This window comes from Roseovarius sp. YIN77 (assembly GCF_057219155.1).
Map to the genome: position 1 here is coordinate 39,402 of NZ_JBXVVI010000016.1, position 26,196 is coordinate 65,597.

The 26,196-nt window shown below is 55.1% G+C and carries 18 protein-coding genes, 1 tRNA gene and 1 pseudogene; 6 read left to right on the forward strand and 14 right to left on the reverse strand.

Features of this window, described 5'->3' with window-relative positions; genetic code table 11:
- Positions 1–20 precede the first annotated feature (20 nt).
- Positions 21–386: a cupin domain-containing protein gene (locus AC2D8P_RS13105; RefSeq protein ID WP_484703234.1), complete on the reverse strand. Its 366-nt coding sequence runs from the start codon at positions 384–386 to the stop codon at positions 21–23.
- Between the two features lie 172 nt (positions 387–558).
- Here AC2D8P_RS13105 and AC2D8P_RS13110 point away from each other — a divergent pair, with 172 nt between their 5' ends.
- From AC2D8P_RS13110 to speB (AC2D8P_RS13120), 3 genes are all read left to right on the forward strand, one after another.
- Positions 559–1,452: a LysR family transcriptional regulator gene (locus AC2D8P_RS13110; RefSeq protein ID WP_484703235.1), complete on the forward strand. Its 894-nt coding sequence runs from the start codon at positions 559–561 to the stop codon at positions 1,450–1,452.
- 107 nt (positions 1,453–1,559) lie between these two features.
- The gene (speB, locus tag AC2D8P_RS13115; protein WP_484703236.1) at positions 1,560–2,531 is read left to right on the forward strand and encodes an agmatinase; all 972 of its coding nucleotides are present in this window, start codon (positions 1,560–1,562) and stop codon (positions 2,529–2,531) included.
- Between the two features lie 27 nt (positions 2,532–2,558).
- Entirely contained in the window at positions 2,559–3,500 is a 942-nt protein-coding gene (speB, locus tag AC2D8P_RS13120) for an agmatinase (protein ID WP_484703237.1), read from the forward strand.
- Positions 3,501–3,548: 48 nt separating this feature from the next.
- On the opposite strand, the gene AC2D8P_RS13125 is transcribed toward speB (AC2D8P_RS13120), so the two are convergent.
- The 11 genes and pseudogenes from AC2D8P_RS13125 to AC2D8P_RS13175 form a co-directional block, all read right to left on the reverse strand.
- Positions 3,549–5,294 (reverse strand): Mur ligase family protein, encoded by a 1,746-nt coding sequence (locus AC2D8P_RS13125; protein WP_484703238.1) that lies wholly within the window; start codon positions 5,292–5,294, stop codon positions 3,549–3,551.
- Between the two features lie 12 nt (positions 5,295–5,306).
- Complete coding sequence (cphA, locus tag AC2D8P_RS13130) at positions 5,307–8,108, reverse strand: cyanophycin synthetase (RefSeq protein WP_484703239.1); 2,802 nt, start codon at positions 8,106–8,108, stop codon at positions 5,307–5,309.
- Positions 8,109–8,164: 56 nt separating this feature from the next.
- Positions 8,165–9,019: a cyanophycinase gene (locus AC2D8P_RS13135; protein ID WP_484703240.1), complete on the reverse strand. Its 855-nt coding sequence runs from the start codon at positions 9,017–9,019 to the stop codon at positions 8,165–8,167.
- 220 nt (positions 9,020–9,239) lie between these two features.
- Positions 9,240–11,045, reverse strand: a complete 1,806-nt coding sequence (locus tag AC2D8P_RS13140; protein WP_484703241.1) for an ABC transporter ATP-binding protein — start codon at positions 11,043–11,045, stop codon at positions 9,240–9,242.
- 1 nt (position 11,046) lies between these two features.
- Positions 11,047–11,976: an ABC transporter permease subunit gene (locus AC2D8P_RS13145; RefSeq protein WP_484703242.1), complete on the reverse strand. Its 930-nt coding sequence runs from the start codon at positions 11,974–11,976 to the stop codon at positions 11,047–11,049.
- A gap of 11 nt (positions 11,977–11,987) precedes the next feature.
- Positions 11,988–12,911: an oligopeptide ABC transporter permease OppB gene (oppB, locus tag AC2D8P_RS13150; protein WP_484703243.1), complete on the reverse strand. Its 924-nt coding sequence runs from the start codon at positions 12,909–12,911 to the stop codon at positions 11,988–11,990.
- A 68-nt stretch (positions 12,912–12,979) separates the two neighbouring features.
- Complete coding sequence (locus tag AC2D8P_RS13155; RefSeq protein WP_484703244.1) at positions 12,980–14,608, reverse strand: peptide ABC transporter substrate-binding protein; 1,629 nt, start codon at positions 14,606–14,608, stop codon at positions 12,980–12,982.
- Positions 14,609–15,037: 429 nt separating this feature from the next.
- Positions 15,038–16,036 (reverse strand): annotated as a pseudogene (locus AC2D8P_RS13160) (ABC transporter substrate-binding protein).
- A 10-nt stretch (positions 16,037–16,046) separates the two neighbouring features.
- The gene (locus tag AC2D8P_RS13165) at positions 16,047–17,591 is read right to left on the reverse strand and encodes an ABC transporter permease (protein WP_484703245.1); all 1,545 of its coding nucleotides are present in this window, start codon (positions 17,589–17,591) and stop codon (positions 16,047–16,049) included.
- A gap of 3 nt (positions 17,592–17,594) precedes the next feature.
- Positions 17,595–18,656 carry a quaternary amine ABC transporter ATP-binding protein gene (locus AC2D8P_RS13170; protein ID WP_484703246.1) on the reverse strand — a complete coding sequence of 354 codons (1,062 nt, stop codon included), beginning with the start codon at positions 18,654–18,656 and terminating at the stop codon, positions 17,595–17,597.
- Entirely contained in the window at positions 18,653–20,968 is a 2,316-nt protein-coding gene (locus AC2D8P_RS13175) for a DUF1989 domain-containing protein (protein WP_484703252.1), read from the reverse strand. Before AC2D8P_RS13175 ends, AC2D8P_RS13170 begins: the two co-directional genes overlap by 4 nt.
- Before the next feature lie 185 nt (positions 20,969–21,153).
- Between AC2D8P_RS13175 and AC2D8P_RS13180 the strand changes: the two genes are divergently transcribed.
- Positions 21,154–22,155 (forward strand): LacI family DNA-binding transcriptional regulator, encoded by a 1,002-nt coding sequence (locus AC2D8P_RS13180; RefSeq protein WP_484703247.1) that lies wholly within the window; start codon positions 21,154–21,156, stop codon positions 22,153–22,155.
- A 209-nt stretch (positions 22,156–22,364) separates the two neighbouring features.
- Here the strand turns inward: AC2D8P_RS13180 and AC2D8P_RS13185 are convergent.
- Both AC2D8P_RS13185 and AC2D8P_RS13190 read right to left on the reverse strand, forming a co-directional pair.
- Positions 22,365–22,450: transfer RNA gene (locus AC2D8P_RS13185), tRNA-Leu, on the reverse strand.
- Positions 22,451–22,514: 64 nt separating this feature from the next.
- Entirely contained in the window at positions 22,515–23,255 is a 741-nt protein-coding gene (locus AC2D8P_RS13190) for a YebC/PmpR family DNA-binding transcriptional regulator (RefSeq protein WP_484703248.1), read from the reverse strand.
- A gap of 157 nt (positions 23,256–23,412) precedes the next feature.
- On the opposite strand from AC2D8P_RS13190, the gene AC2D8P_RS13195 reads away from it, so the two are divergent.
- Both AC2D8P_RS13195 and AC2D8P_RS13200 read left to right on the forward strand, forming a co-directional pair.
- On the forward strand, positions 23,413–24,006 hold the full coding sequence (locus tag AC2D8P_RS13195) for a LysE family translocator (RefSeq protein ID WP_484703249.1): 594 nt from the start codon (positions 23,413–23,415) through the stop codon (positions 24,004–24,006).
- Between the two features lie 31 nt (positions 24,007–24,037).
- Entirely contained in the window at positions 24,038–25,810 is a 1,773-nt protein-coding gene (locus AC2D8P_RS13200) for an SLC13 family permease (RefSeq protein ID WP_484703250.1), read from the forward strand.
- Positions 25,811–26,196: the final 386 nt, after the last annotated feature.

Here is a 26,196-nt window from a genome sequence, read left to right on the forward strand (position 1 = left end):
CAAGGGCGGGCACGTCAGGATCAATCGTTATAGATAACGTAAACCTTTCGCAGGGTTTCCAGAACCTCGAATCTACCGTCAAATCCCTTGGGGACGATGTAACAATCACCGGGGCCAAATTTCGTCGTAGTACCGGCGGCATCAGTCAGGGCGACACGACCCGAAATAACAACGCAAAACTCGTTCAGGTCCGGATAAGCCAGATTTTCAGCATATGGCGTACATTCCCAAGTGCCGATCAGGAACTTGCCTTTGTCAGCCACCAGATGCATTACCCCGGTTTCGTTGGCCTCGCCATGCAATACCGCCTCTGGCGGCACGTCAGAGCAAGGCTCCATCGGGGATCCGCTTAGACCATCTTTGGTAAGTGCAATTACAGCGACCATGTTCTTTCCTTTAATATGAACAGCACGCGGCTGATCGTTGCATCCCAGTCGGACAATGCGGGAAATGCCATCCGCGCGATTCCGCATCCGTTAAGACCTGTCACTATCGGTGCAGCCTCTTTCCAAAAATTCCACATTGCAATTTCTTACATTTGCATATCTCAATGAATGTATGCGTATCTCTGGATCTGATATACATCTGCTGGCGGTTTTTGACAGTGTTGTCCGCAACAATGGCTTCAGCGCCGCGCAAGCGGAACTGGGTTTGAGCCAACCGACAATTTCCAATCACATCACCACATTAGAGGAACGCATTGGCGTCAAACTATGCCAGCGTGGCCGCCGTGGTTTCATGATGACTGAAAAAGGTCAGATGGTGCATCAGATCGCCAAAGACCTGCTGGAAACGCTGGATGAACAGTCTGACCACTTAACAGCATTGAAGGGGTCCCTGGTCGGTGAGCTTAAGGTTGTGGTGGTTGATTGTGTTGCCTCTGACGAAAATCTGAGACTGCCCCAAGCGATCAACGCATTCTCTAAAATCGCCCCTGCGGTAAAGCTGCGCCTGTTTGTAGATCAGCCTCAGAACATTCTCAGCGGGGTCGCTGGCGGGGCCTTTCACCTCGGTATTTGCAGCTTTGATAATCGTCTCAATGGATTGTTATATCAGGATCTTTATACAGAGACACACTCGCTTTACTGTGCGAAAGATCACCCCCTGTTTGCTGTGCCAGATCGCCAACTGACGCAAGAAAGCTACTACCAGCATCCTTGGGCGCATCGCGGGTATTGGAGCCGCCAACGCAAGAAATCGATCCGAATGAACGACAATGATCGCGTTGTGCTGGATATCGAGGCACAGTTGTTGCTGGTTCTTAGCGGCAGCTACATCGGCCTGCTTCCGGATCACGCAGCCCGGCACTATGTGAATTCTGGCCGTCTGCGCAACCTTCCCAAAACTGCAAAGGATTTTTCCTGCGTGATGCAAGTGGTCAGCAAATCTGGCACACAACCCAAGATCATTGAAAAGTTTCGTCAAACATTACAGGCGCAGTACAGCACTTGATACATTTGCTATTCCCAATATTTAATTTCGAAACATGTTATTTTTCCGCGTCAGGTTTCCCTTTAGGGTCGTGAAATCAATTTCTTATTTCTCAGGGTACAGCCATTATGAACGCCTCCTCAAAACCGACCTTTAATCAACCTTTGGGCGGCAATGACATGCCGCGTTTTGGTGGGGATCACACCATGATGCGCCTGCCCCTTCAGCGCACTGCCGAAGGGTTGGATGCATGTTTCGTTGGCATTCCTATGGATATTGGTACCTCTAACCGTGCGGGAACGCGCCATGGCCCCCGCGCCATTCGCGCCGAAAGCTGCATGATGCGCCCCTATAACATGGCAACCGGTGCGGCGCCGTTTGACTGTATGCAAGTGGCCGACATCGGTGACATCGCGATCAACACATTTAACCTGCCCAAAACCGCCGATATCATCACCGAGGCCTACAAAGACATCCTGAAACACGATGTTGTGCCGCTGACCCTGGGCGGCGATCATACACTCAGCTACCCCGTGCTGCGGGCAATCGCTGATAAACACGGCCCCGTCGCCCTGATCCATATCGACGCCCATGCCGATACCAACGATGAAATGTTCGGCGAAAAAATTGCCCATGGCACGTCATTTCGCCGCGCGGTCGAGGACAACCTGTTGATCAATGACAAAGTCTTTCAAATCGGCCTGCGTGGAACTGGTTATGCAGCCGAGGATTTCAATTGGGGGCGCGATCAGGGCTTTACCGTTATCCCGGCCGAAGAATGCTGGCACAATTCCCTGACACCTTTGATGGCCGAAATTCGTGGCAAGATCGGTGATGCACCCGTCTATCTGACCTTTGACATCGACAGCCTGGACCCGGCTTATGCGCCTGGCACCGGTACTGTGGAAATGGGCGGGCTGACCACCATTCAGGCGCTGGAGATTGTGCGCGGCTGTGCGGGTCTGAATCTTGTCGGCTGCGATCTGGTCGAGGTCTCCCCCCCCTATGACACCACCGGCAACACCGCGATGATCGCCGCGAACCTGCTCTATGAAATGCTGTGCGTTTTGCCCAAGAATCCACGACCCTTATCTGGCTAAGCGTTATTCCAACACCAAAGGTGCCCCATGGATTTGCCCGACATCGACAATGCCATCACCCGTGAATCCACCCGTGGAATGATGGGTGAACTTAGTTATTCCGGCGTCACCAGTTTTGCCCGCTGCAAATACACCAAAGACCTAAGCGGCGTCGATGTGGCAATTACCGGCATCCCGTTTGATGTGTCGGTCACCCATCGCGGCGGATCGCGTTTCGGGCCACGCCAAATTCGCGAAATGTCGACTTTGCTGGCCTGGGACGCACCCTATGGCTGGCCCGTCAATCCGTTCGAGAAGTTCAATATCGTTGACTACGGCGATTGCCCCTTTGATCATGGCAAGCTGCATCTGGCCCCAGCGGCGATAGAGCGTCACATCCGCACCATTCTGGATGCCGACTGCGCCGTTATTTCTATGGGTGGCGATCACTTCACCACCCTGCCCAATCTGCGCGCCCATGCTGCCCAACACGGCCCCCTGTCAGTGATCCAGTTTGATGCGCATTCAGACGTCTGGGCAGACCCCGACCCGGAGCGGATCGATCATGGCACCTTTATGTATCACGCGGTTCAAGAGGGCTTGGTCATCCCAGAAAAATCGGTTCAGGTGGGCATTCGAACCCACACCCCGGACATGCTGGGTTTCAACACACTGGACGCCCGGTTCGTTCACGAAAATGGCCCGTCGGAAACCGCGCGCCGCATCAAGGATATCGTGGGCGATCACAAAACCTATCTGACCTTCGATATTGACGGGCTTGACCCGGCCTATGCCCCGGGCACCGGCACGCCGGTCTTTGGTGGTCTGTCTTCTGGTCAGGCGGCGATTATCCTGCGTGATATTGCTGGGATCAATCTGGTTGGTGGGGACGTGGTCGAGGTCTCACCCCCCTATGACACCTCCGGCGCCACGGCGGTGGCGGGCTCCCAAATTCTTGTCGAGCTGCTGTGCTTAATGGCAAACACGTAATCACAATCGTTGGCCGAAAGTGCGATAGAAATGCTGGGGGCCAAGGGATTATTCCCCGCCCTGCCCCAGCATTTTGAACACCTCTTCGCGTTCATCCAGCACCAGTAACAGGGCCACGTCCCCCGGGCCGATCTGTTCCAGGATCATCGCCACCGCTTTTGTGGGGGATGGTGCGTATCGCAATTGCGATGGGTCCATTCCAGCCCCAATCGCCGCCTGCTTGATCAGTTCGGGGATGACCCCGGCCTCGCGACCGCGCAGATAGTTTTCCAGCTCTACCGCCACAACCACATCCGGGTTGAACCGCAGCGCAGTCAGGGTCACATCGTGAATATCCTGATCGGATCGATCGCCCGCATGCCCAAACATGATGAACCGACGTTTGGCCGGGATGGATGACAATGCGTCACAAACAGCGCTGATCGAATGCGGGTTATGGGCAAAATCCACAAACACGCGTGCGCCGTTGCTGGAAAACTCATTACAGCGGCCGGGATTGTCTTTGGGATCGGGCTTGAAATTAGACAACCCGGAACGAATGGCCGTGTCGGGCAGATCCATCGATTTGCCCACACACAAGGCCTCTAACGCGTTGGAGATATTGTATTTTGCAGCCCCGTTCATGGCGATCGGAATGTCCGACACACGGGTCACAGCCTGATCGGTCTGGCCATCAAAAAACACCACCTCATCCCCTTGCAAAAACGCGCAAGGCTGACCCGACGCTCTGGCCCCGACGATCTGCGGGTTTTTTGGGTCCAAAGACACCCACCAGATATTGGCCTGTGTCTGTTCCGCCTCTGCCACAACATAGGCGTCATCGGCATTCAGGATAAGCACGCCATCATCGGCCAGCGCCCGGTGAACTGAAAATTTCGCCTGCGCCAGTTCGGGCACCGTGTTCACGCCGTATTGGCCCAGATGATCATTGGCAACATTCGTCACCACAGCCGCGCGCGCCCGCGTTGTGGCCAGTCCGCGCCGTAATATGCCGCCTCTGGCAACTTCCAGACATGCAATTTCCAGCCGTGGATCGCGCAGCAACATGCGCGCACCGCCGGGGCCGGAATAGTCACCATAATCCAGAACGTCATCGCCGACCCGAACAAAGTCAGTCGAGGTCAGCCCGGCAACCTTCCCCGCAGCCCGCACAATCGCCGCGCATAACCGCGTGGTGGTGGTTTTGCCATTGGTCCCGGTGACAAAGACGATCGGGACATCATGATGGCTGGACCAGTTAACCTGATCGGGTGCAGGCAAGGCATCAACCGGCCACGTCTTGCAGCCAGATCCATGTCCGATAGACACCTCATCATCATCGCACAGGATATCTACCCCATGCAGATTTGCTGCATTCACTAGCGCGATCAGGGTCGGATTGGCCTCAGTTTCTGCCACTTTTCGAACATCCGCCACCATTTCTGCGAAATTACCCGGGGACGTTCCCAACAGCGCCGCAGCACAAAAATGCCAGACCGTCTGGGCGGCGAAAACAGCGGAATAGAGCTGATCCAACGGTGCCGAAATCGCCAGATTTACACCACCGTGAAACCGCCGCGTTGTCAGCTGTTGGTCTTCCCAACCAAGCGCATCTAAAACCCGGCGCGCATGTGTTTCCCACAAGCGAATGATCTGATCTGCATCATGATCATCAAAGAAAACATCAATGACAGCCCCCGGCAGGTTCCACAACATTCCAGGGCCGGTCAGTCGGCGGGCCTCATCAACCTGAAGGGCATCAGAGGTCGCATAGTCAATCGATAACGCAGATTCCAGCTGTTCGATCCGGTCCATTGGCCCCTCCGATCAATCAGCTTCTTCGTCGACGACACGGGCCAGCCGCACACCTCTTTCATCTCGGATCAGGTTTTGTTCGGAATCGAAAACATCATCGGATTCAGCCGCAGCAGCATAGCTGGAGGTAGGCGCTTTCTCGGGCACATCTGCATCATCCGAATTGAAATAGATAATCTGTTTCCAACATCTCGCTGTATCATCCCCAATAACCACCAACAGATCGCCGGGTTCTGCCATATCTAATGCTGCATCAAGGGCTGGGATTTCGTCCGGGATGACGGTTATCGCCTCTTGCGCGACACCATTTTTCAATAGCTCGGCTTCTATTAACCTCGGGATTTCGTCATAGCCGCGACCCCGTCGGTTGTTGTCTGCCTTGCAAATGAAATGATCGAAATGGCCGGACAGAGCTTTCACAGATTCTGCAATATCTTCGTTTCTGCGATCTCCAGGCAGCGAAACCATGATCATCCTACGCCCTTTGACATCCAAGCGGTCGGTCATATCCGCCAACATGGTCAAGGCGGCCGGGTTATGCGCATAATCCAATATCACCTTGAACGGATGCTCATCGAACACATTCATCCGTCCCGGTGCCTGGAAATAGCTGGTATCGAATGTCCGCAATCCATGGCGGATATTGTCCAGATCCACATCGAAACTATAGGCCATCGCGGCGGCAAACATCGCATTTTGCACATTGAACATCGCTTTGCCTTCCAGCGCAGCGGGGATCAGATGCGACCATAACACCGGAATATGACGTCCGTTGTCATAGATGGTCAGCATGTCACCATTCATGCCTTGTTCCAGAACAATCGCCTTGCCACCTGCCTTGATATGTTCCTTCACCAGATTATTTCCGGGATTGATGGTAACATAGAAAATTGATTTCACATTGGCGTAGTCGGCCATCTTCAGACACAGGATATCATCGGCATTCAATACCGCGGTATCCGTGGCGCTTTGCACCACGACCCGCTTGACCACCGCCAGTTCCTCGACCGTGTTGACACCACCCAATCCCAGATGGTCGGCCGAAACATTCAAACAGGCTGCGACATTGGATCGCTGATATCCCAGACCAGCGCGAACCAATCCGCCGCGCGCGGTTTCCATCACTGCAAAGTCGACCGCCGGATCACGCAGAACAATTTGCGCAGACTTCGGCCCGGTCATGTCGCCCTTTACGCTGAGCTTGCCGTCAACATAAACACCATCGGTCGAGGTTAACCCAACCGTCTTGCCACTGCCTTTCACGATATGGGCCAACATACGCGAGGTTGTGGTTTTCCCATTGGTTCCGGTGATCGCGGCGATTGGAATGCGGGCCTCTTGACCAACCGGGAAAAGCATATCGATCACTTTGCCAGATACATCGCGTGGCTCCCCCTCGGACGGGGCGACATGCATGCGGAAACCGGGGGCTGCGTTCACCTCAACAATCGCACCGCCAGTTTCTTTGTAAGATTTAGAGATATCTTCGATCAGAAAATCCACGCCACCGACATCCAGCCCGACCGCCATGATCGCACGTTCGGCCATATCTTTGTTATCCGGGTGAACAACGTCGGTCATGTCGATCGCCGTGCCCCCGGTGGACAGGTTGGCCGTTGAACGGAGGTAGAAGACCTCCCCCTCCGGCAAAACAGTTTCCGCCGTATACTCGGCATCGGCCATCAATCGTTTGGCCTGATTATCAAGCTCCAGCTGTGTCAGGACTTTTTCATGTCCGATCCCACGGCGGGGATCCTGGTTCACAATATCAACCAGTTCCTCGATTGTGCTTTTTCCATCTCCTACAACATGCCCCGGCACCCGCTTAGACACGGCTTCCAGCTTGTTGTTTACAACCAGCATCCGGTGGTCAAAGCCTGTTACAAAGCTCTCGACCAGGATCGCGCGGCTCTTGGAATGTTCCTTTGCCTCCAGAAATCCTGCCTCGACCTCTTCATCGCTGTTCAGATTGATCGACACGCCGCGCCCGTGGTTTGCATCCAACGGCTTCACCACCACAGGATGCCCAATGCGCCGAGCCCCCCTGACAGCCTCTTGGGCGCTGTAGACTATGCGCTGCTGAGGCACCGGAAGGCCCAGATCGTTCAGCAGATTATGGGTGTCTTGCTTGTCACAGGATATTTCCACCGCGATGCTTTTGGTTTCAGATGTAATCGTCGCCTGAATGCGTTTTTGATACTTTCCGTGCCCGAACTGAACCAACGAATAGTCGTTCAGCCTGATCCAGGGGATGTCGCGTTCTTCGGCAGCCTTGACCAACGATCCGGTTGACGGGCCAAATTCCTTGCGCTGCGCCCGCAAAACAAAGGAGCGCAATTCATCATCCCAATCGAATTCGTCGTCATACTCATAGTCGGTTTGATCTTTCAGGCTTTGCGGCAGCAGGTGCATCAACAGACGCAAGGCCAAATCTCCCGCCGCAAGCCCGACATCGCGCTGGCGGTATTGAAAGACCATGTTGTATTGACCCGGCTCTCCGGTTCCGCGTGTGCGGCCAAAGGTGACGTCAGATCCGGCAACACCCTGAATTTCCAGCGCGCAATGTTCCCAGACATGACCCAGCCAGGTGCCTCCGTCCTCGCGCAACCGTCGAACAAACCCGCCAGCTTCGCGGTAGGAACAGCCATGTTCCGCGAGGCCCGGTAATGCAGTCAGCAAAGCATCGATGAAATCCGTCCCAATCTTCGCAGATGGCCAATCTTCGAGAACACCCAATTCGATGACATGTCGAATGACCGGAAAGCCGGCCCATACGTTAGGCCCGACGAAGACATTGGTTGAGACGATTTTCATACGTTTCCCCTATTTATAATTGCAATTCCTTCTAATTGCGCCCTCCAGATACAGTATCAGGTCGGTAGGGAGCAAAATGCGAGATGCTCGTCAGGCGGGTAAGCAATCCGAGCATTTAGATCATAACGACAGCCTTCACCCAGAACGTCAAGCCGAAGCCCCAATAAACTTAGCGCCTCGCCATTGCGTGCATCCCACATCGATGAATGAGACAGGTGGCTGGCATCAACCACGGTGACAGAGCCACTGCCGACGACCTCCAACACGTTGTCGGGGCCAATAAAGGCTGCGGTATCTTCGTCAACGCCCAATCCGATCAAAAACGGGTTGTACGAGGACGCAGTCAGCAATCGCCCCAATCGGTTTCGCTGGGTAAAGTGCTGGTCAATGATCACCGCATTGGTCAGCCCCATCCCTGGGGCCAGCGTGATATTGCCCTCGGCAGGTGCTGAATTCCCACTCCCGCCTGCCACCATATGTTCCGACATTATAGACGCCCCGGCAGACGTGCCGGCCACCGGCACACCAGCTGCGTTCTGACGGCGGATTTTTTGCGCCACCAGTGTACCGCCCAAAATGGCCGACAGCCGCAGCTGATTGCCACCCGTCATGAAAATGCCCGTCGCACGGTCCAGCATGCTGGCAAATTCAGGATTATCGCAGTCTGCCCGCCGGGCTATTGGCAGGAACTCAACCTTGCCCGCGCCGAGTTCGGAAAAAATGCGGTTATAGTCAGGGCCTGTTTCCTCCAACAACGACGCGGTTGGAATGACGACGATGTCGGCGTCCTCTCCGCCGGAAAGTTCAACAAACTTCCGGTGGATTTGCATTTCCTTGACTCTGTCTTCTCCCCCGCCGATCGGGATAATAAATCCGCGATCCGTGAATTCAGATACTGGTGCAGGGCACATCGCAGCTTGCCGTCCTATGTTTTATTCTCTTATCAGACCACGCGATACTACGATAAGGCCCGACCCCAACCATCCGACGATCATATGGAAGTCAGGCTATTGGAAGCTTTACAATTTTCGCTCCCCATCGGATTGTCAATCGGCAAAAGTTAATGATTTGGGCCTAAGTCCCCTTTGCCCCTGGGCTAACCGCCCTATTGACCTGTGATCCGCCTAGTTTTCACGACCCTGCCATGATTTCTTCCAGCGGATCATGTTCAGCCACCAGATGTCCCGGCGCGGTCTCGGTCAGCCTGGGAACATAGTCGATCTCTCCCATCAACAAACGGCTGGGCAGAAATCGCAGCGCGGCTTTCGGGTCCATTGGCGATGGTAATTCGCCCGGCAGCTTGATCCTCTGACGGGTGCGCTCAACATCCGGATCCGGGATCGGGACTGCCGAAATCAGCGACTGCGTATAGGGATGGATAGGATTGGAACAAATCACCTCCCCATCCGCCATTTCAACCACGCGACCCAGATACAGCACCATGATCCGGTTCGACACCACGCGCACCACTGACAGGTCGTGGCTGATGAATATCATGGCGAGCCCAAATTCAGCCTGCAATTCCTTCAACAGCGCTACGATCTGTGCCTGGATCGAGACATCCAGCGCCGATACCGCCTCGTCACAAATGATCAGCTTGGGCTTATTGATCATGGCGCGTGCAATGCCCACGCGCTGGTTTTGCCCGCCAGACAGTTCATGCGGGTAGCGGTTGATCATGTTGGCGTTCAACCCCACCCGCTCCATCATCTGGGCAACATATTCCTTGCGCTCCCGCTCCGTCAGGTCAGGGCGGTAGGTTTTCAAGGGTTCTGCAATCGAGGCTGCGATCGTCATCCGCGGATCAAGGCTGGCCAACGGGTCCTGAAAGACGATCTGCAAATCCTTGCGATATTTGTTCAACTCGCGCCGCTTCAACCCGACTATCGGATTGCCCAGCCAGCTGACATTGCCCATCGAGGGTTCGATCAGCTGCAACACTGCGCGGGCGAGCGTCGATTTCCCGCAACCGGATTCCCCCACCACACCCAGTGTTTCACCCTTGCGAATGTCAAAGCTGACCCCATTTACCGCCTTCAGGGGTATGGTTCGGCCGAAAATCCCGCCCGACACCTTGATCGGGAAATGCACCTTTACATCGTCCACCTGCAACAGCGGTTCTTCGACCGGATCAATGGCCTTGGGCGCGTCGCCTGCATCAATCCGCGGCATCGCTTCCAGCAGTTGTTTTGTATAATCATGGGCCGGGGTACGAAAAATTTCGCGCGTGTCACCCGCCTCGACAAATTCGCCCAGCCGCATTACCTGAATGCGGTCACACATGCGCGCCACCACACCCATGTCGTGGGTGATCAGGGCAATGGCGGTGCCCTCGTCCTGTTGCAGCCGCGCCATCAGGTCCAGAATATCGGCCTGCACAGTAACATCCAGCGCGGTTGTCGGTTCATCCGCGATCAACAGTTTCGGATTGCACAGCATCGACATGGCGATCATCACCCGCTGCCGCATGCCGCCCGACAGTTCATGTGGATACTGATCCAACCGGCGTTTCGCCTCTGGGATACGCACCCGGTTCAGCCAGTCCAGGCAGCGTTCGCGCGCCTTGGTGCCCGAAAGCCCCTCATGCACTTGCAAAACTTCGCGCATCTGCTCACCCACCCGCAGATGTGGGGTCAGGGCGGTCAGCGGGTCCTGAAAGATCATGCCCACATCATCGCCCCTAATCCGGTTCAGTTGGTTTATCGGCAGGTTCAGAATTTCCTGACCGTTCAATATGACTGATCCAGCGGCCTTACCATTAGGTGGCAAAAGCCCCATCGCGGCCATAAAGGTTTGGCTTTTGCCCGATCCACTTTCCCCCACAATGCCCAGACATTCGCCGGGATGGATATCAAAGCTGATGTTTTTCACCGCCTCGACCGCCCCATCAGGGGTGTCGAATCGTACGCTTAGGTCTTTGACAGATAACAGTGTCATTTTATCGGTCCTTCGGATCAAGCGCATCGCGCAGACCATCACCGATAAAGAACATCGTAATGATGATGGTGATGTAAAATGTCAGCGGGAACAGCAGTTGCCACAGCGTCCCATAGGCCATTGTGCCTGCGCCCTCTGATATCAGCGCCCCAAGCGACGTATGAGGCTCGGAAATCCCCAGCCCCAGGAAGGACACAAAGCTTTCCGTCAGGATCATTTCCGGCACCAGAAGCGAGGCATAGACAATCACCACCCCCAACAGATTGGGCAGGATATGGCGATACATGATGGTAAATTCGCTGACCCCGGCGGCACGGGCAGCCTCGATAAATTCACGGTTTTTCAGTGTCAGGGTCTGGCCCCGCACAATACGGGCCATGGTCAGCCACCCCACGGCACCCAGCGCCACAAACAGGGTGACAAACGATCGCCCCGCGATCACCAGCATCAGGATGATGATCAATGTGGCCGGGATCGCCAGCAGAATATCGACAAACCGCATCATCACACTGTCCAGCCGCCCGCCAATAAACCCAGCTGCGATGCCATAGAATGTGCCAACAATCAGCGCTGTCGCAGCGCCGATCAACCCCACTAGCAAGGATGTGGTCGTCGCCTGGATGACCCGCGAATACAGATCCCGCCCCAGATCATCGACACCAAAGAAATGGCCGGTTTCCATTGACGGCATACCCATACCGCGCACATCGCCCATCACCACCCAGTCGATCTCTTCGTTGCTCCACTTGGCAAAGCTGGGGCCAAAGATTGTAAACAGAATGATCAGCGTCAAAATCACTACACTTGCCATCGCCGCCTTGTTACGCACAAAACGCAGCCTCGCATCCTGCCACAAGGACCGGCCCTGAACGACGGTGTGATCGGTGATTGCCCCGGCAAGGTCTGCAGCTTTCTTTGATTTTCCAAACATCAAACTGCCCCTCAATACCGGATTTTCGGGTCAAACCAGGCATAGGCCAGGTCAGTCAACAGGTTCACAACAACCGTTAGCGTGCCGTAAAGGATCGTCACCCCCAGCAACACGGCATAGTCGCGCGACAGGGCCGATCCCACATAGGCTTGCCCCAATCCACCGGTCGAAAAATACAGGTCCACGAAAACCGATCCGGTCAACACATAGACAAAGACCGGCCCCAGATAGGACACCACTGGCAGCATCGTGGGTTTCAGCGCATGCCGCCAGATCACCGAACGGGTCGGCAATCCCTTGGCCTTGGCCGTGCGGATGAAGTTGGAATTCAGAACCTCTAGCATCGATGATCGGGTGATCCGAGCAATTGATCCCATATAGGACGTCGACAACGCGATTACTGGCATAATCAGATAGGGCCACGCGCCCCCGTTCCATCCCCCACCGGGCAGCCATCCCAGCCACAGCGTAAAGGTCAGGATCAGGATCGGACCCATGATGAAATTGGGCAGCGCTTGTGCCGCGATCCCCAGCCCGACAGCGAAATAGTCGATCCAGGTATTGTGCCGGATTGCCGCTGCAACGCCCAACACCACCCCAACCAGCGTGGCGGCGATAAAGGACAAAAACCCATAGGTCAGTGAGATCGGGAAACCCTGCGTGATGATGTCATTAACATCCCGGTCCTTGAACTTGAAGGACGGGCCAAAATCAAAATGCAAAACGATATTAACCAGATAGTCCCATAGCTGTTTCCACAATGGTTGATCCAGCCCATAGCGCGCCTCGATATTGGCCAGAACCTGCGGCGGCAATGGCCGTTCAGAGGTAAAAGGCCCCCCGGGGGCCACATGCATCAGGAAAAAACAGGCGGTGATCAATAACAGTATGGTTGGAATGGCAACCAGCAGCCGACGAATGATGTAGGCAAACACGTGATATCCCCTTCACATGGTTGCGCTGCCCCGACATGGGGCAACGCGACGTTCAGTCGATCACAGGCTTATTCTGCAATCTTGTAAAGGTTCTTGGAATACCAGTTCTGTTCTACGTTATCGACTGGCCAGTTTCCGACATCGCTGTCCATCATATAGACGCCGGCATAGTGATAGATCGGGATCACCGGGTTTTCTGCGGCAATGATGCGTTCCACCTCGGTGTAGAGAGGCGCGGCATCATTGGACGTCTTCGCCTCTGCCAACAGCTCGTCTACGCGCGTGTTGTTAAACTTGCCGTTATTGTAACCGGAGTCCGATTGCAACAGGTCGAGGAAGGTCGACGCCTCGTTATAGTCCCCACACCAGGCACCACGGGCCAGATCAAAGTTCTGATTGCCGCGTTCGTCCAGGAAGACCTTCCATTCCATATTGCCCAGCTCTGCCTGAACACCCAGCTTTTGCTTCCACATCTGGCTCAGCGCCACAGCGACCTTTTTATGCGCCTCGGATGTATTGTAGATCATGGAAAAGCTCAGCGGATTGTCGGCGCCATAACCCGCCTCTTCCAACAACTCCTTAGCCAGCGAATCCCGCTCCGCCTGAGACATAGAGGCCATCTCTACAGCAGGAACGGTAAAGCCGGCTGTGGCTTCAGGGGCGAAAGTATAGGCTTGTGGCTGACCACCGGCCATGATGTTTTCGGTGATGATTTTGCGATCCACGGCCAACGACAAGGCCTGACGCACCCGGTTATCCTTGAACGCTTCGGGTCCGCTATCAGATAGGTTGAAAGTGTAATAGTAGTTACACAGACGTGGGAAGCTGATCGCCTCTTCGGGATGCTCTTCTTTCAACCGTGGGTACTGGCCTGCGGGCACTTCGGTCCGGTCCAGCTCGCCTGCCATGTACCGGGTCAGCGCGACGTTTTCGTCATTGATGACAAGCGCCACAACTTTTTCAACGATCGTATTGTCATTGTCCCAATACATCGAGTTGCGTTCGCGAACAGAGCGTTCATTGGGCAGGTGTTCGGTCAGAACATAAGCGCCGTTCGAGACGATATTGCCAGGCTTGGTCCACTCATCGCCAAACTCCTCAATCACCTTTTGCGGCGCGGGGAAGGTGGTGGAATGGGTGGTCATCTGCGCAAAATACGGCAGCGGTGCGGACAGGCGAACCTCTAGCGTGTGATCGTCAATCGCGGTCACACCCAGATTATCGATCGGCTGTTCACCTGCAATAATGGCAGAGGCGTTTTCGATCGACATCAGCTCCATGAACCAGGCATAGGGTGAGGACAGTTCCGGGTTCACTGCCCGTTTCCAGGCGTAAACGAAATCACCGGCAACGACCGGGTCGCCATTGGACCACTTTGCATTATCACGCAGGGTGAAGGTGTAGACATTTTTGGTGTCATTGGTTGTGAAACCCGTGGCAACGCCCGGCACCAAATTGCCATCCTCATCCTGGTTCATCAGGCCCTCGAACAGGTCGCGCACAACCTCGGCCCCGGTTACGTCCTCAACCACTTGTGGGTCGACAGAGGAATGCTCATCCAGAACCCGGTATGTAAAAGTCTGAACATCGGCCAAGGGCTCACCCGTAACAGGATGTGTTCCCGCCGCATTGGCCGCACCGTAAATAAACGTGCTTGCCAACAAACCTGCAATCGCAGTTCGCGTATATCTATTCATGTGTTTTCTCCCTTATTGAAAGTTGCACTTCACGATTAATTCGCAATCTCCCGGCAACTAAAATCAAGTCAACGACCTCTAAACAAATAGACAGCGTCAACTATTGATTGTGAAAAGGTGACATTAAAATTGGAATTATTAAAGACAAAATACAGGGCATCGGCACAATCACGCATATGGTGACGTAAGGAAATTTATCTCCCCTCCACAGCAATGCCTGCCGATAGACCGATGAGGCAACAGGTCCGTTTAGCATCACTACGAGCCCGTCAGACCGACAAAGTTCGGCGGCGCTTCCAGGATGCAGAATTCATAATCGCCACCAAAGGAAAGCGACGTGCGGGAGGCCTGTGAAAGATGTTTGAGAAATGCACTGACTGCCGGGCCGCATCTGGCGCCCGGCAGTCAAGATAGAGAGGATCAGAAAATCTATTCGATCCAGCTGTTTACCACGTCCATGTTTTCCGCGACCCAGGCCTCGGCCACATCACGCGGGTCCATTTTGTCGCGACCGATCTGCAGGATCCAGCCGTTGATTGTGGCTGGGTCCATTGCCAATTGGCTGAGGAACTTGGCCACCGCCGGGTTACGGTCTTCCAGCGACTTCGAGTAGGCGACATAAATGCTCGCATCCTGACTGGCACAGGCGAAAGTAGATACTTCCAACCAATCCTCAGCATCCAGGTTGACGTCCTCACAGCCTTCGGTGCGGGCGGGTTCCTCGATCGGTGAAATATCATAGGCCGCGTGGATCCATTCAGGTGTCCAGTAGTAGAACAGGATCGGTTGCTCTCTGGTCACGGCGGTTTTCAACTGTGCTTTGAACGTGTCCTGCGGCAGCACTTCGGCCTCCCACAGATCATCCAGACCGTAGGATTGAAACTTGACCTGCCACATCCGGGTTGATTTCCATCCGGCATCACCAGCCCAATATTCACCTTAGCCATTGCCGTCCTTGTCAAACATGGCGGCAATTTCTGGGTCGCGCAGATCTTCGATCGAGCTGACCAGATCGGCCATGTGGCTGGGCACATAGATGCGCTGCGTCCCCTGATAGGGGATGTTATGGGCAACGGTCTGAGCGCCATCGATATACTTGTCCCAAATGGCCTGTCGGTTGGGCATCCAAAGGTCGGAATAGACATCAACCGATCCATCGCCCTTGTCCATCCCAGCAGCGATAACCGAACCATCGGACATGCCTTCCACGATTTCAGCCTCTGAATCCAGGGGGCCCTCGATCACGGCCTGGATCACGTAACCGATGGCTTTGGCCCCAGTCCAGCTCAGATCACCGATTTTTACGGTGGCATCTTGAGCCATGGCACCAGTGGCGAGAACAGACAGTGCTGCCGCTCCGATGAAATCTCTTGTTTTTATCATAATACTCCCTTTCGCTTTGCCCGCAGGGCCTGAATGGCCCCACATTTTCAATTCGTTAATGGCGAGTGACTTTCGCCTTTTGGACCACCCTGTCGATCATCATCGCCAACAGGGCAATTCCGATACCTGCCAGGACACCGCGCCCTGTTTCGGTATTCTCAAGCGCTTCGGTGACGACATAGCCCATGCCCCCCGCACCGATGAGCGCAGCGATGACAACCATCGATAGGCTCATCATCACCACCTGATTGATCCCGGCCATAATCGATGGCAGCGCCAATGGCAGCTCGACCTTGGTCAGCAATTGCCGTGGATTGGCCCCAAAGGCGAGCGCCGCTTCTTTGGTGTGGTCAGGCACATGCCGGATACCAAGCGCGGTCAGACGTACCATCGGCGGCATTGCAAAGATCACAGTTGCCAAGATGCCCGGCGGCTTGCCGATCGAGAAAAAGGCAATCGCAGGCAACAGATAGACGAAGGACGGGATCGTCTGCATCACATCCAGGATGGGCGTCACAACTGCCTGGCCTCGTTTTGATTTACCAACCCACACGCCAAGCGGCAGGCCCATGACCACGCAAATGATAGATGCCGCGACGACCAAAGACATCGTATCCATCGCCGTCTGCCAAAAGCCGAATATGGCCAGATAAACCAGTGAAGCCCCAACAAAGATTGCCGTTCGGCTGCCTGCCATTTTGCAGGCGATGAACAACAGGACAGACATCGTGATCGGCCATGGCGTTCCCACAAAGACAGAGGTGATCGCGCTTAGCATTCCTCGTAAAAAATGGGTGATCCCATCGAAGAGGAAGCCGTAAAACACCGTGAGATAGCTGATCGAGTCGTCAATCGCCTGCGCCGTATATGTGTTTAGATTAACCGGTGGCGCACTGGCACTGGGCGGTGTCCGTTTGATCGTGCGGTTGCCATTCTCGTCACGCGGGAACGAGATCTCATCAGGGCGATCGATCCAGACAAAGGTCGGAAATTCGCCAATAACAAAACAGTCAAACCGGTTCTTGAAAGGCACATCCTCGCCCTTTGCAATGGCGCGATCCTGACGGATACAGGCACGCTCTTCCGGTGCAAACTGGGTGGTGCGATACAGCAGCAAGGGCAGGATCAGGGCTGATACCAGCAACGCGATCAGCAATCGAGACGCGACAAATCCCGAATTCACCGTGCGATCAACGCGCCATTTATCATATTGCCTGGCGTAGAAACGATCCGCCAACCACGCAAGGAACAATCGCCCCAAGATAAAGACGCCAATGGCGCCGATAAGGTGGGTTTGGGTCCAGCCCTCATAACGCGCAACAAGATATTCTTTGTCCGCATTTTCAACAGCTGCTTTTGAGTATTTGTATACCAAGGCGATGTTCACCATGGCGATCAGATCGACGATGAAACCGATCACGAACAATGCCCAGTTTCCGCGCAGCGCGGCCCAGATAAAGCTGCCGACAAGGGCGGCTTTGTTCAGGTGGAACCGCCCAAGGATTGCCTTTTGAATCTGCAGAAAAACGTCGGCATAGTAGTTACCGTTTTTGTCGGCAAATTCCAGAAAGGGCTTTCGGATATCGGGGGACCTATTCACCGCTTAAGTCTCTCCCTGAATGCCGCGCAAAAGCGCGTCTTTTGTGACCACACCCACGGGTTTTGCGTCGCTCATGATGACCACCGGATTGTGCTGATTGACGGACAAGCCTACCAATGTATCCAGGTCATCCTCTGGGCTGGCCTGCGGGCAGTCCTGCAGTGGCGGTAGAGGGGTGCCGCCTGCCTCGTATTTCGCTACGGGCTCCATGACCGTATGCGCAAAAACCAACTTCAGCTTGGAAATTCCCGCCACAAAATCAGCCACATAGTCATCGGCTGGTTTGGTGACGATTTCTTCGGGCGTGCCGGTTTGAACGATCTCTCCATCCTTCATGATCGCGATGCGGGTCCCCATGCGAATGGCCTCGTCCAGGTCGTGCGTGATGAAAAGCGTGGTTTTTTTCATCTCTTTCGAAAGCTCCAGAAATTCATCCTGCAGCCCACGGCGGATCAACGGATCAAGCGCGGAAAAGGGTTCGTCCATCAAAAGAATATCTGGATCTGCGGCCATGGCCCGGGCCAGACCAACACGTTGCTGCATGCCACCAGAAAGTTCGGATGGATATCGGTCTCCGTAGCCCTGCAAATCCACCAATTCGATGGTGCGGTTTGCGACCTCTGTACGGGTAAAGGCATCCACATTGCGAAGCTCCAGCGCGAAAGCAATGTTGTCTCGTACGGTTCTGTGCGGCAGCAACGACATGTTTTGAAAAACCATGCCGATCTTATCTGCGCGCATCGCCCGTAAATCCTCGGCGTTCAGACTGCCGACATCCACGCCATTGATCAGGATCTCGCCACCTGTTGGTTCGATCAGGCGATTGATGTGGCGCACGAGGGTCGATTTTCCAGACCCCGACAACCCCATGATGCAGAAAATCTCGCTCTCACCAACGCTGATCGAAACGTCACGCACGCCGACGACGGCTTGATACTTCTCCAACACCTCTGCCTTGGACAGGTTGTCCCTGCGAACGGCCTCCATCGCCTCTTCGGCGCGGGGGCCGAATATCTTCCAGACATTGCGCGTTTCCACAACGCCGTTTTTCACTTCACCTGTCACGCTCTCGCTTTCTCTCTTTTCGGGTCAAGGAAGGGCAAGCCGGTCACTGTACCGGGGAGGCGTTTCATTCGGCCGTCCAGTTTTCCGACTTCCAGTTCCGTCCCAATCTCGGCATTTTCGACCGCCACACGGGCCATTGCGATGGCGTGGCCGAGTTGCGGTGAATAGGATGCGCTGGTCACAACGCCCACCTGTTCACGGCCCACAAACACGCCATCGCCATGCATGGGTGGCTCGTTTCCGGGCAACAAAAGGCCAATCAGTTTGCGACGAGGTGCTGCGGCGTTGCGTTCCAATGCAGCCCGGCCAATAAAGTCCGGCTTCTTGAAATCCACGGCAAATCCCAGACCGGATTCCAGTGCATCGCGATCGGGGCCAAACTCTGCTCCGGCGATCATCAGCCCGGCTTCAAGTCGCAGCAGGTCAAGCGCTTGACCACCCATTGGCGTCAGCCCGTGTTTCTCACCGGCCTCCATCAACCCGTCCCAGATTTCCAGCGCATCATTTTGATCGCAAAAGATTTCGTAACCCAGCTCGCCGGTAAAGCCCGTTCGGCACAACATAAACATGGGCCCGTCACGATCATGCAAACGTGCGATGGTGAACCCAAACCATTTCAAGTTATCAAGCGATGGCCGCGTTGGCTGTGTAAACACAACCTCGCGCAGGATATCGCGTGATTTGGGGCCTTGTATTGCCAGATTGGGCATTCTGTGACCGGGTGAAAGAATGCGCGCATTCAAATCCAGCCGCTCTGCCTGTTCGCGCAGATGCACCGCAGAATGATCTGTTCCACAGCACCAGCGAAACGCGGCCGGTTCCAGCCGGAACAAGGTGCCGTCATCCAGAACACTGCCGCGCTCATCGCACATCAATGCATAAAACCCCCTGTGTTGTGACAGCTTCGTCACGTCCCGGGTCATACAATGCTGAAGCAATTCTTCGGCATCCGGTCCAACCACATCAAATTTGCGCAAACTCGACATGTCCTGCAGGGTCGCGGCATTGCGACAGGCCCAGTATTCTTCGGTGGTGCCGGTTGCGTCATATTGCGTTGGCATCCACAGATCACGGGCAGGTTGATAGTTGCTTGTCAGCTTTGACGTACGCGGATGAAAGGCCGAATGCTGGGTCAGTTTGCCCTCATCCCCGGGCAAGGCCCGCCAGGAAACAGAGTGTGTAATCGAGCTATCCTCTTCGTAGATACGCACATGGATATCCGTGGGATTCCAGCCGTTTATTGGATCGACATCGTCCGGGCACGCTGTGGAAACACAGACAAGATCAGTTAGCGCGTGCATGACCACATAGTCTCCGGGGCGCGACCAGGCCTCATCAGATGCGATGTGATGGTTTTGCCAATCAATCCATGAGTTGAAGAAAAAGTTAATCGCCGGCCAGGCCCGCCGCGACTGGATGCCATAGGGCGCAAAGGCATGGCTGATATTGTCAGAACAATTCAAGTGCCCGGGAAACCCGCGCTCCTCATATCCCCGGGCGGTGCAGGCAAGCGCGAATGTATCGTGGCGCCCAACGGTATCCTGTCGAACCGCCAGCAATGGGCGCATATCCTGATCAAAAAACTTGTCATGCAAACCCGGCAGCGGATAGGCGCTACGGGTCATCGTGCGTGACACGGTCGAGTCGATATAGCGTTCAACACCGGCATCCAGGGCCGAAGACCGCATCGCCATAAAATCGGAACATTGCTGCCCTTCGACATCGATGATCTGAACGAACTGACCCTTCTTAAGCTCATAAGCCAATGCTGAACCGCGCGCGACACGCCATTCATCGCGCACTTTGCCCAACGGCTCCGGCAGAAACGCTTCTGCGGGGCTGTCTTTTGGTAACGTGATTTCAACGGAAAAATGAGCGCCACCGCCAGATGTCACAAAATCCCGCTCAATCGGGGCAATAATGAACAACTTGGCTGGCGCGCGCATCCGGGTAATGAACACCTCCCCCGGGGCGGTCGAACGATCAAACACACTGTAGGCGCGCCCGGTTGACAGATGACCATCGCGTCGGCTGACCATCGCCGCCATGATACGGCTGTCGTATTTCTTCGTGTCCAGGGGAATGCTGCCCTCAGCAGGAAGTTCGATCGCCGCCAGAGAGAATGAGCGCTCGTCCTGCGACAGCGCAGTAACCCATGCACTGGCAGCCCCGTCGATATTGGTGATTGAAACAATCGCCCCGGCAGGAAGGTCCACATGCCCCGCCTCACCCCAATAGACATCCAGCTTCAGCCGGTTCGCCGATTTTAGGCCGCTATACCGATAGCGCCCCAGCCCTGTTGGCGATTGCACGTTCAACTTGCGCCCCCGAACTTGACCTCAGAGCTTGCCACGCAACCGGTACACTAAATCGAGTCAATATCGATAAGTAACCGGTTACAGAGGTGGAATCTCTAATTGTAACCGGTTACATAAAAGCAGTTGAATAGCCCCCCGTCAATGGGTAAATTTCACCACCAAAGCACGGGGAGAGCAGCTTGACACGAAAAGTTGGCAGAATACGGGATGTCGCCAAAGAAACCGGCCTGTCGATCGCGACGATTTCCCGCGTCATGAACGGCGCCAAGAATGTCACCCCTAAAACCCGCCTTCGCGTGCTGGAGGCTTGCAAAAAACTGGATTACTTGCCCAATCCGGCGGCCCGGGCTTTATCGACCAGTAAATCAAAAACGATTGCCGCCATCATTCCTACCATAGAACACTCTGTGTTCGCCAAATACGTTGCTGCTATTGAAAGCACATTGGCAGATCATGGGTATTCTCTTGTCCTTGCGATTTCTAACAGCGACGAAGAAACCGAGCTGACCGCCGCACAGAAACTGCTGGGCATGGGGGCGGAGGCCTTCATCTTAAGCGGCGCGATCCACAGCCCCGAATTGATCGAATTGTTCGATCGGCGTGGCGTGCCCTGCGTTTTCACTTCGATTTGGGATGACAACAGCACTATTCCGACGATTGGTTATGACAACCGATCACTTGCGGAAGAGGCCGTCACGTATCTGGCGTCAAAAAATCATCGCAACATTGCAGTTTTACACGGCCCCGTAAGCGATAGTGACAGAACGCTTGCGCGCCTTGACGGGGCCAAAGCCTCAAAGAGAAACGGGCTTCGCCTGGATTTTTTCGAAACCAGCTTGGACGTGGCAGGTGGAAAACAAGCAATCCACCAGGCGCTGGCAAATTTTGATGGCTACACGGCAGCCTTGTGTTTTTCCGACGTCCTTGCCCTTGGGGCCTATTTTGGGCTGGGAGAGGCTGGCAAGAAAATTCCCCATGATTTCTCTGTCATGGGCTTCGACAATCTCGATTGGTCCGGCGCCGTGGTGCCCCCTTTGACCACGATCAACCTTCCAGCCCGACAAATGGGGGCCACAGTCGCTTTGCAGTTGGTTGAGCTGTTTGAAAACAACACGCCGCTGGCGCCAACGGAACTGAAGGGCACAATCATAGAAAGACGATCCGTTTCCCCTATCAAGTGATCTGGCACTTTGATCGGAATGAAAGACTTTTTTCGGCCATTGGGTTTAGGAGCAAGTGCGCGTGGGCATTGTGGTGCAGCCCAACCCAATCTGACAGTGCCTGCCGTCAACAAACACAGATTCAACTCATCCGATCAGGTTGATCATGGGGTGGATGCAAAAAACTTGAACCTCAAGGTTTCTGTTTCCTATGTGCCATTTTTAGAAAGTGGTGCGGGCGGTGGGACTCGAACCCACACGGGCGTCAGCCCTTCGGATTTTAAGTCCGATATGTCTACCATTCCATCACGCCCGCAATTGCGTGATTTTGTCAGCCGCGCGACAATACTGTTTGCCGCGTGGCTGTAAACCCCGATCAATCAGAGTTGTTCCAAAACCTCGTCAGAGGCCTCAAAATTGGCGGTGACACGCTGAATATCGTCGTCATCTTCCAGCGCTTCGATCAGGCGCATCAGCTTCTGCATGCCGTCCAGATCCAGCTCCGTGGTCGTGGTCGGCTTCCAGATCAGTTTGGTTGATTCAGATTCGCCCAGCTCCGCCTCCAACGCATTGGACACCTCATTCAGGTCGGTATCAGCGCAATAGATGATGTGACCATCATCAGAGCTTTCGACATCCTCGGCGCCCGCCTCAATCGCGGCCATCATCACTGTGTCGGCATCGCCAACTTCAGCCTGATATGTCACCTCGCCCTTGCGGTCGAACATGAAAGAAACAGAACCCGTCTCACCCAAATTACCACCGCATTTGCCAAAGGTTGACCGCACGGTCGACGCGGTACGATTGCGGTTGTCGGTCATCGCCTCGACGATCACCGCCACACCGGCGGGGCCGTAACCCTCGTACCGGATTTCCTCAAAGGTGTCGCCTTCGCCACCGATGGCCTTTTTGATGGCACGGTCGATGTTGTCTTTGGGCATCGAATTGGATTTGGCCTCTTTCACCGCAAGGCGCAGGCGCGGGTTCTTTTCGGGGTCCGGATCGCCCATTTTCGCTGCGACCGTGATTTCCTTAGAGAGTTTCGAAAACAGCTTGGACCGCATAGCGTCCTGACGCCCTTTGCGGTGCTGAATATTTGCCCATTTTGAATGGCCGGCCATCGGATGCTCCTGATGCGGGGTAATTGATCTGGACTTCTATAATCCAAGCCTTGCGCCGGGTTCAAGATGTGCAAATACCATCGCCCTGCATCAAGGTTGCATCAGAACGCCAAATTAACCAAATAGAGTGGGCAAAACACAATCAGGACGCCACAACGTGACTGCTGATCTTCTTCTCGGGCTTATCGGGTTTGCCTTTGTCTCTTCGATCACGCCGGGGCCCAATAACCTGATGCTGATGGCGTCTGGCGCGAATTTTGGATTTCGGCGCACGATCCCGCATATGCTGGGGATTGGCATCGGATTTACGGTGATGATCATTCTGGTCGGTTTGGGCCTGGCACAAATGTTCACCACCTACCCCATTGCCCACACGATTCTGAAAGTATTAAGCGTGCTGTACCTGACATGGCTTTCCTGGAAAATCGCCAACGCCGTTGCCCCCGACCAGGGCGAACACTCAGGCACCCCTATGACATTTCTGCAAGCCGCCGCATTTCAATGGGTCAATCCCAAAGCTTGGGCCATGGCGCTGACGGCAATCGCTGTCTACTCGTGGGATCAAAGCTTTGTTCCGGTGCTAATCATCGCGTTGGTTTTTGGCGGCATCAACCTGCCCTGCGTATCTGTTTGGACGGTTTTGGGCCAACAGATGCAGCGGTTCCTGACCAATCCGTCCCGCCTGCGCGTCTTCAACTGGTCGATGGCCGTGCTGCTGGTTGCCTCTGTTTTCCCCGTTCTCTTTCCGTGACTTGGTCCGCGCGCCCGGTTACTAATCGGACATGACCACAGATCAGATTATTTTGTTTTCGCTTTTCGGTTCCGTCTTTGCCCTGCTCTTGTGGGGACGCTTTCGATACGATCTGATTGCGTTCACCGCCCTGATGGCAGGCGTCGTTCTGGGCGTTGTGCCGTCCAAGGACGCCTTTAGCGGTTTTGGTCACCCCGCCACCCTGATTGTCGCGCTGGTTCTGGTGGTCTCCGCCGGGCTGGTGCGCTCTGGCGCCGTGTTTCTGATCACCCGCACAATGATTGACAGCTCGCGCAGCCTTGGTGGCCATATCGCGCTGATGGGCGGGATCGGCGGGGTGCTGTCGGCCTTTATGAACAATGTCGCGGCACTGGCGCTCTTGATGCCCGTCGATATCCAAACCGCGCATAAGGCCGGGCGCGGGCCGGGGTTATCCCTGATGCCGCTGGCCTTTTGCACCATCCTTGGCGGCATGGTCACGATGATCGGCACGCCCCCCAATATCATCATCGCCTCGATCCGGCAGGATGTGCTGGGCGAACCCTTCGCCATGTTTGATTTCGCCCCGGTGGGCGGCATCACCGCGCTGGTCGGGCTGGCCTTTGTCGCCCTGATCGGCTGGCGGCTGATCCCGAAACGCGAGGATGCGACCAAAACGGTGGCCGACCTGAAGCCCTATATGGCCGAATTGACCGTGCCCGAGGGGTCAAAACATATCGGCAAACGCGTGGCCGAACTGTATCCAGAGGGCGACAAGGCCGATGTCACCATCCTGGGCCTGATCCGCGACGGTCAGCGCCGCTGGGGGCTCGCCCGCAATGTCATCATTCAAGAGGGCGACGCGCTGGTTTTAGAAGCCACGCCAGACGCACTGGACGAATTTCGCTCAGCCATGGCGCTCTCCTTCTCGGAAAAATACCGCGAGGATCTGATTACGGCAGAGGGCAACGGTCTGGAATTGATAGAGGTCGTGGTCACCGAAAACTCCCGCCTTGCCGGGCGCTCCACACAGTCTATCGGGCTGGCGTGGCGGCAGCGCACCATCCTGATGGGCATATCGCGCGAGGGCCGCCGCATCACCCAACAAATGCGCAAAACCGCCTTGCGCCCGGGTGATATCCTGCTGTTGCTGGCGCCACGCGACACGGCGGCATCCGTGGTCGATTGGCTGGGCTGCCTGCCCTTGGCCGATCGCGGCCTGACAGTGACGGAAAACTCCAAAACATGGCTCGCCATTGGCCTGTTCGCTGGGGCTGTGGCCGCGGCCAGCTTTGGCCTGATCTACCTGCCGGTGGCGCTGGGCCTGGTGGTCGTGGCCTATGTGCTGGCGAAAATCGTACCGCTGTCCGAACTCTACACCCATATCGAATGGCCGGTCGTGGTGCTGCTGGGATCGATGATCCCACTGGGCGCGGCACTGGAAAGCTCGGGCGGCACGGAACTGATCGCAGGATCGCTGGTCGACCTGACCGCCGGATTGCCCCCATGGGCGATCCTGACCGTGCTGATGATCGTCACGATGACGCTCTCGGACGTGCTGAACAACACCGCCACCACCATCGTCGCCGCGCCCATCGGGATCAGCATGGCCCAAAGCCTGAACGTGAACCCCGACACCTTCCTGATGGCCGTCGCCATCGCCGCCTCCTGCGCCTTCCTCACCCCCATCGGGCATAAGAACAATACATTAATTCTTGGAGCAGGTGGATATCATTTCGGAGATTACTGGCGAATGGGCTTACCTTTGGAGATACTTGTGGTTGCAACAAGTGTCCCATTACTCCTTATTTTCTGGCCCTTGTAAGAACCTCAGGCTTACTTTAAGTTCACATTGAGCAATCTATGCGTGTATCACTCATTGGAGTTTAAGAAAAGTTAGGGGGATGCCACTTCTCCTAACTCAGGCTGATTGGACATGGGTACCCCTGCCCCCTTCAGGTTCATTTAGCGGCAACACAGACCCCATAGGGGGGAACCGGGGGAGGGATTACGTATAATAACCCGCTCAATTTTTTTGGTGATTTTCCAACTGGTTTTGGCCACTGTCGACTTTCAATGGAGGATCTGTCTTAGCCCCCTAAAACTGTGCCACTACTTGAGTGTTACAGAAGGAACGAGGGATGGCTCGAAAACGGTATTCGGATGAGGATGCGCTGAAGATATTGCGCGAGATTGATGTGCACCTGCACG

Coding starts and splice junctions, on each gene's coding strand:
- AC2D8P_RS13105 (WP_484703234.1), bottom strand. CDS start 386: ATGGTCGCTGTAATTGCACTTACCAAAGATGGTCTAAGCGGATCCCCG.
- AC2D8P_RS13110 (WP_484703235.1), top strand. CDS start 559: ATGCGTATCTCTGGATCTGATATACATCTGCTGGCGGTTTTTGACAGT.
- speB (WP_484703236.1), top strand. CDS start 1,560: ATGAACGCCTCCTCAAAACCGACCTTTAATCAACCTTTGGGCGGCAAT.
- speB (WP_484703237.1), top strand. CDS start 2,559: ATGGATTTGCCCGACATCGACAATGCCATCACCCGTGAATCCACCCGT.
- AC2D8P_RS13125 (WP_484703238.1), bottom strand. CDS start 5,294: ATGGACCGGATCGAACAGCTGGAATCTGCGTTATCGATTGACTATGCG.
- cphA (WP_484703239.1), bottom strand. CDS start 8,108: ATGAAAATCGTCTCAACCAATGTCTTCGTCGGGCCTAACGTATGGGCC.
- AC2D8P_RS13135 (WP_484703240.1), bottom strand. CDS start 9,019: ATGTGCCCTGCACCAGTATCTGAATTCACGGATCGCGGATTTATTATC.
- AC2D8P_RS13140 (WP_484703241.1), bottom strand. CDS start 11,045: ATGACACTGTTATCTGTCAAAGACCTAAGCGTACGATTCGACACCCCT.
- AC2D8P_RS13145 (WP_484703242.1), bottom strand. CDS start 11,976: ATGTTTGGAAAATCAAAGAAAGCTGCAGACCTTGCCGGGGCAATCACC.
- AC2D8P_RS13155 (WP_484703244.1), bottom strand. CDS start 14,608: ATGAATAGATATACGCGAACTGCGATTGCAGGTTTGTTGGCAAGCACG.
- AC2D8P_RS13190 (WP_484703248.1), bottom strand. CDS start 23,255: ATGGCCGGCCATTCAAAATGGGCAAATATTCAGCACCGCAAAGGGCGT.
- AC2D8P_RS13200 (WP_484703250.1), top strand. CDS start 24,038: ATGACCACAGATCAGATTATTTTGTTTTCGCTTTTCGGTTCCGTCTTT.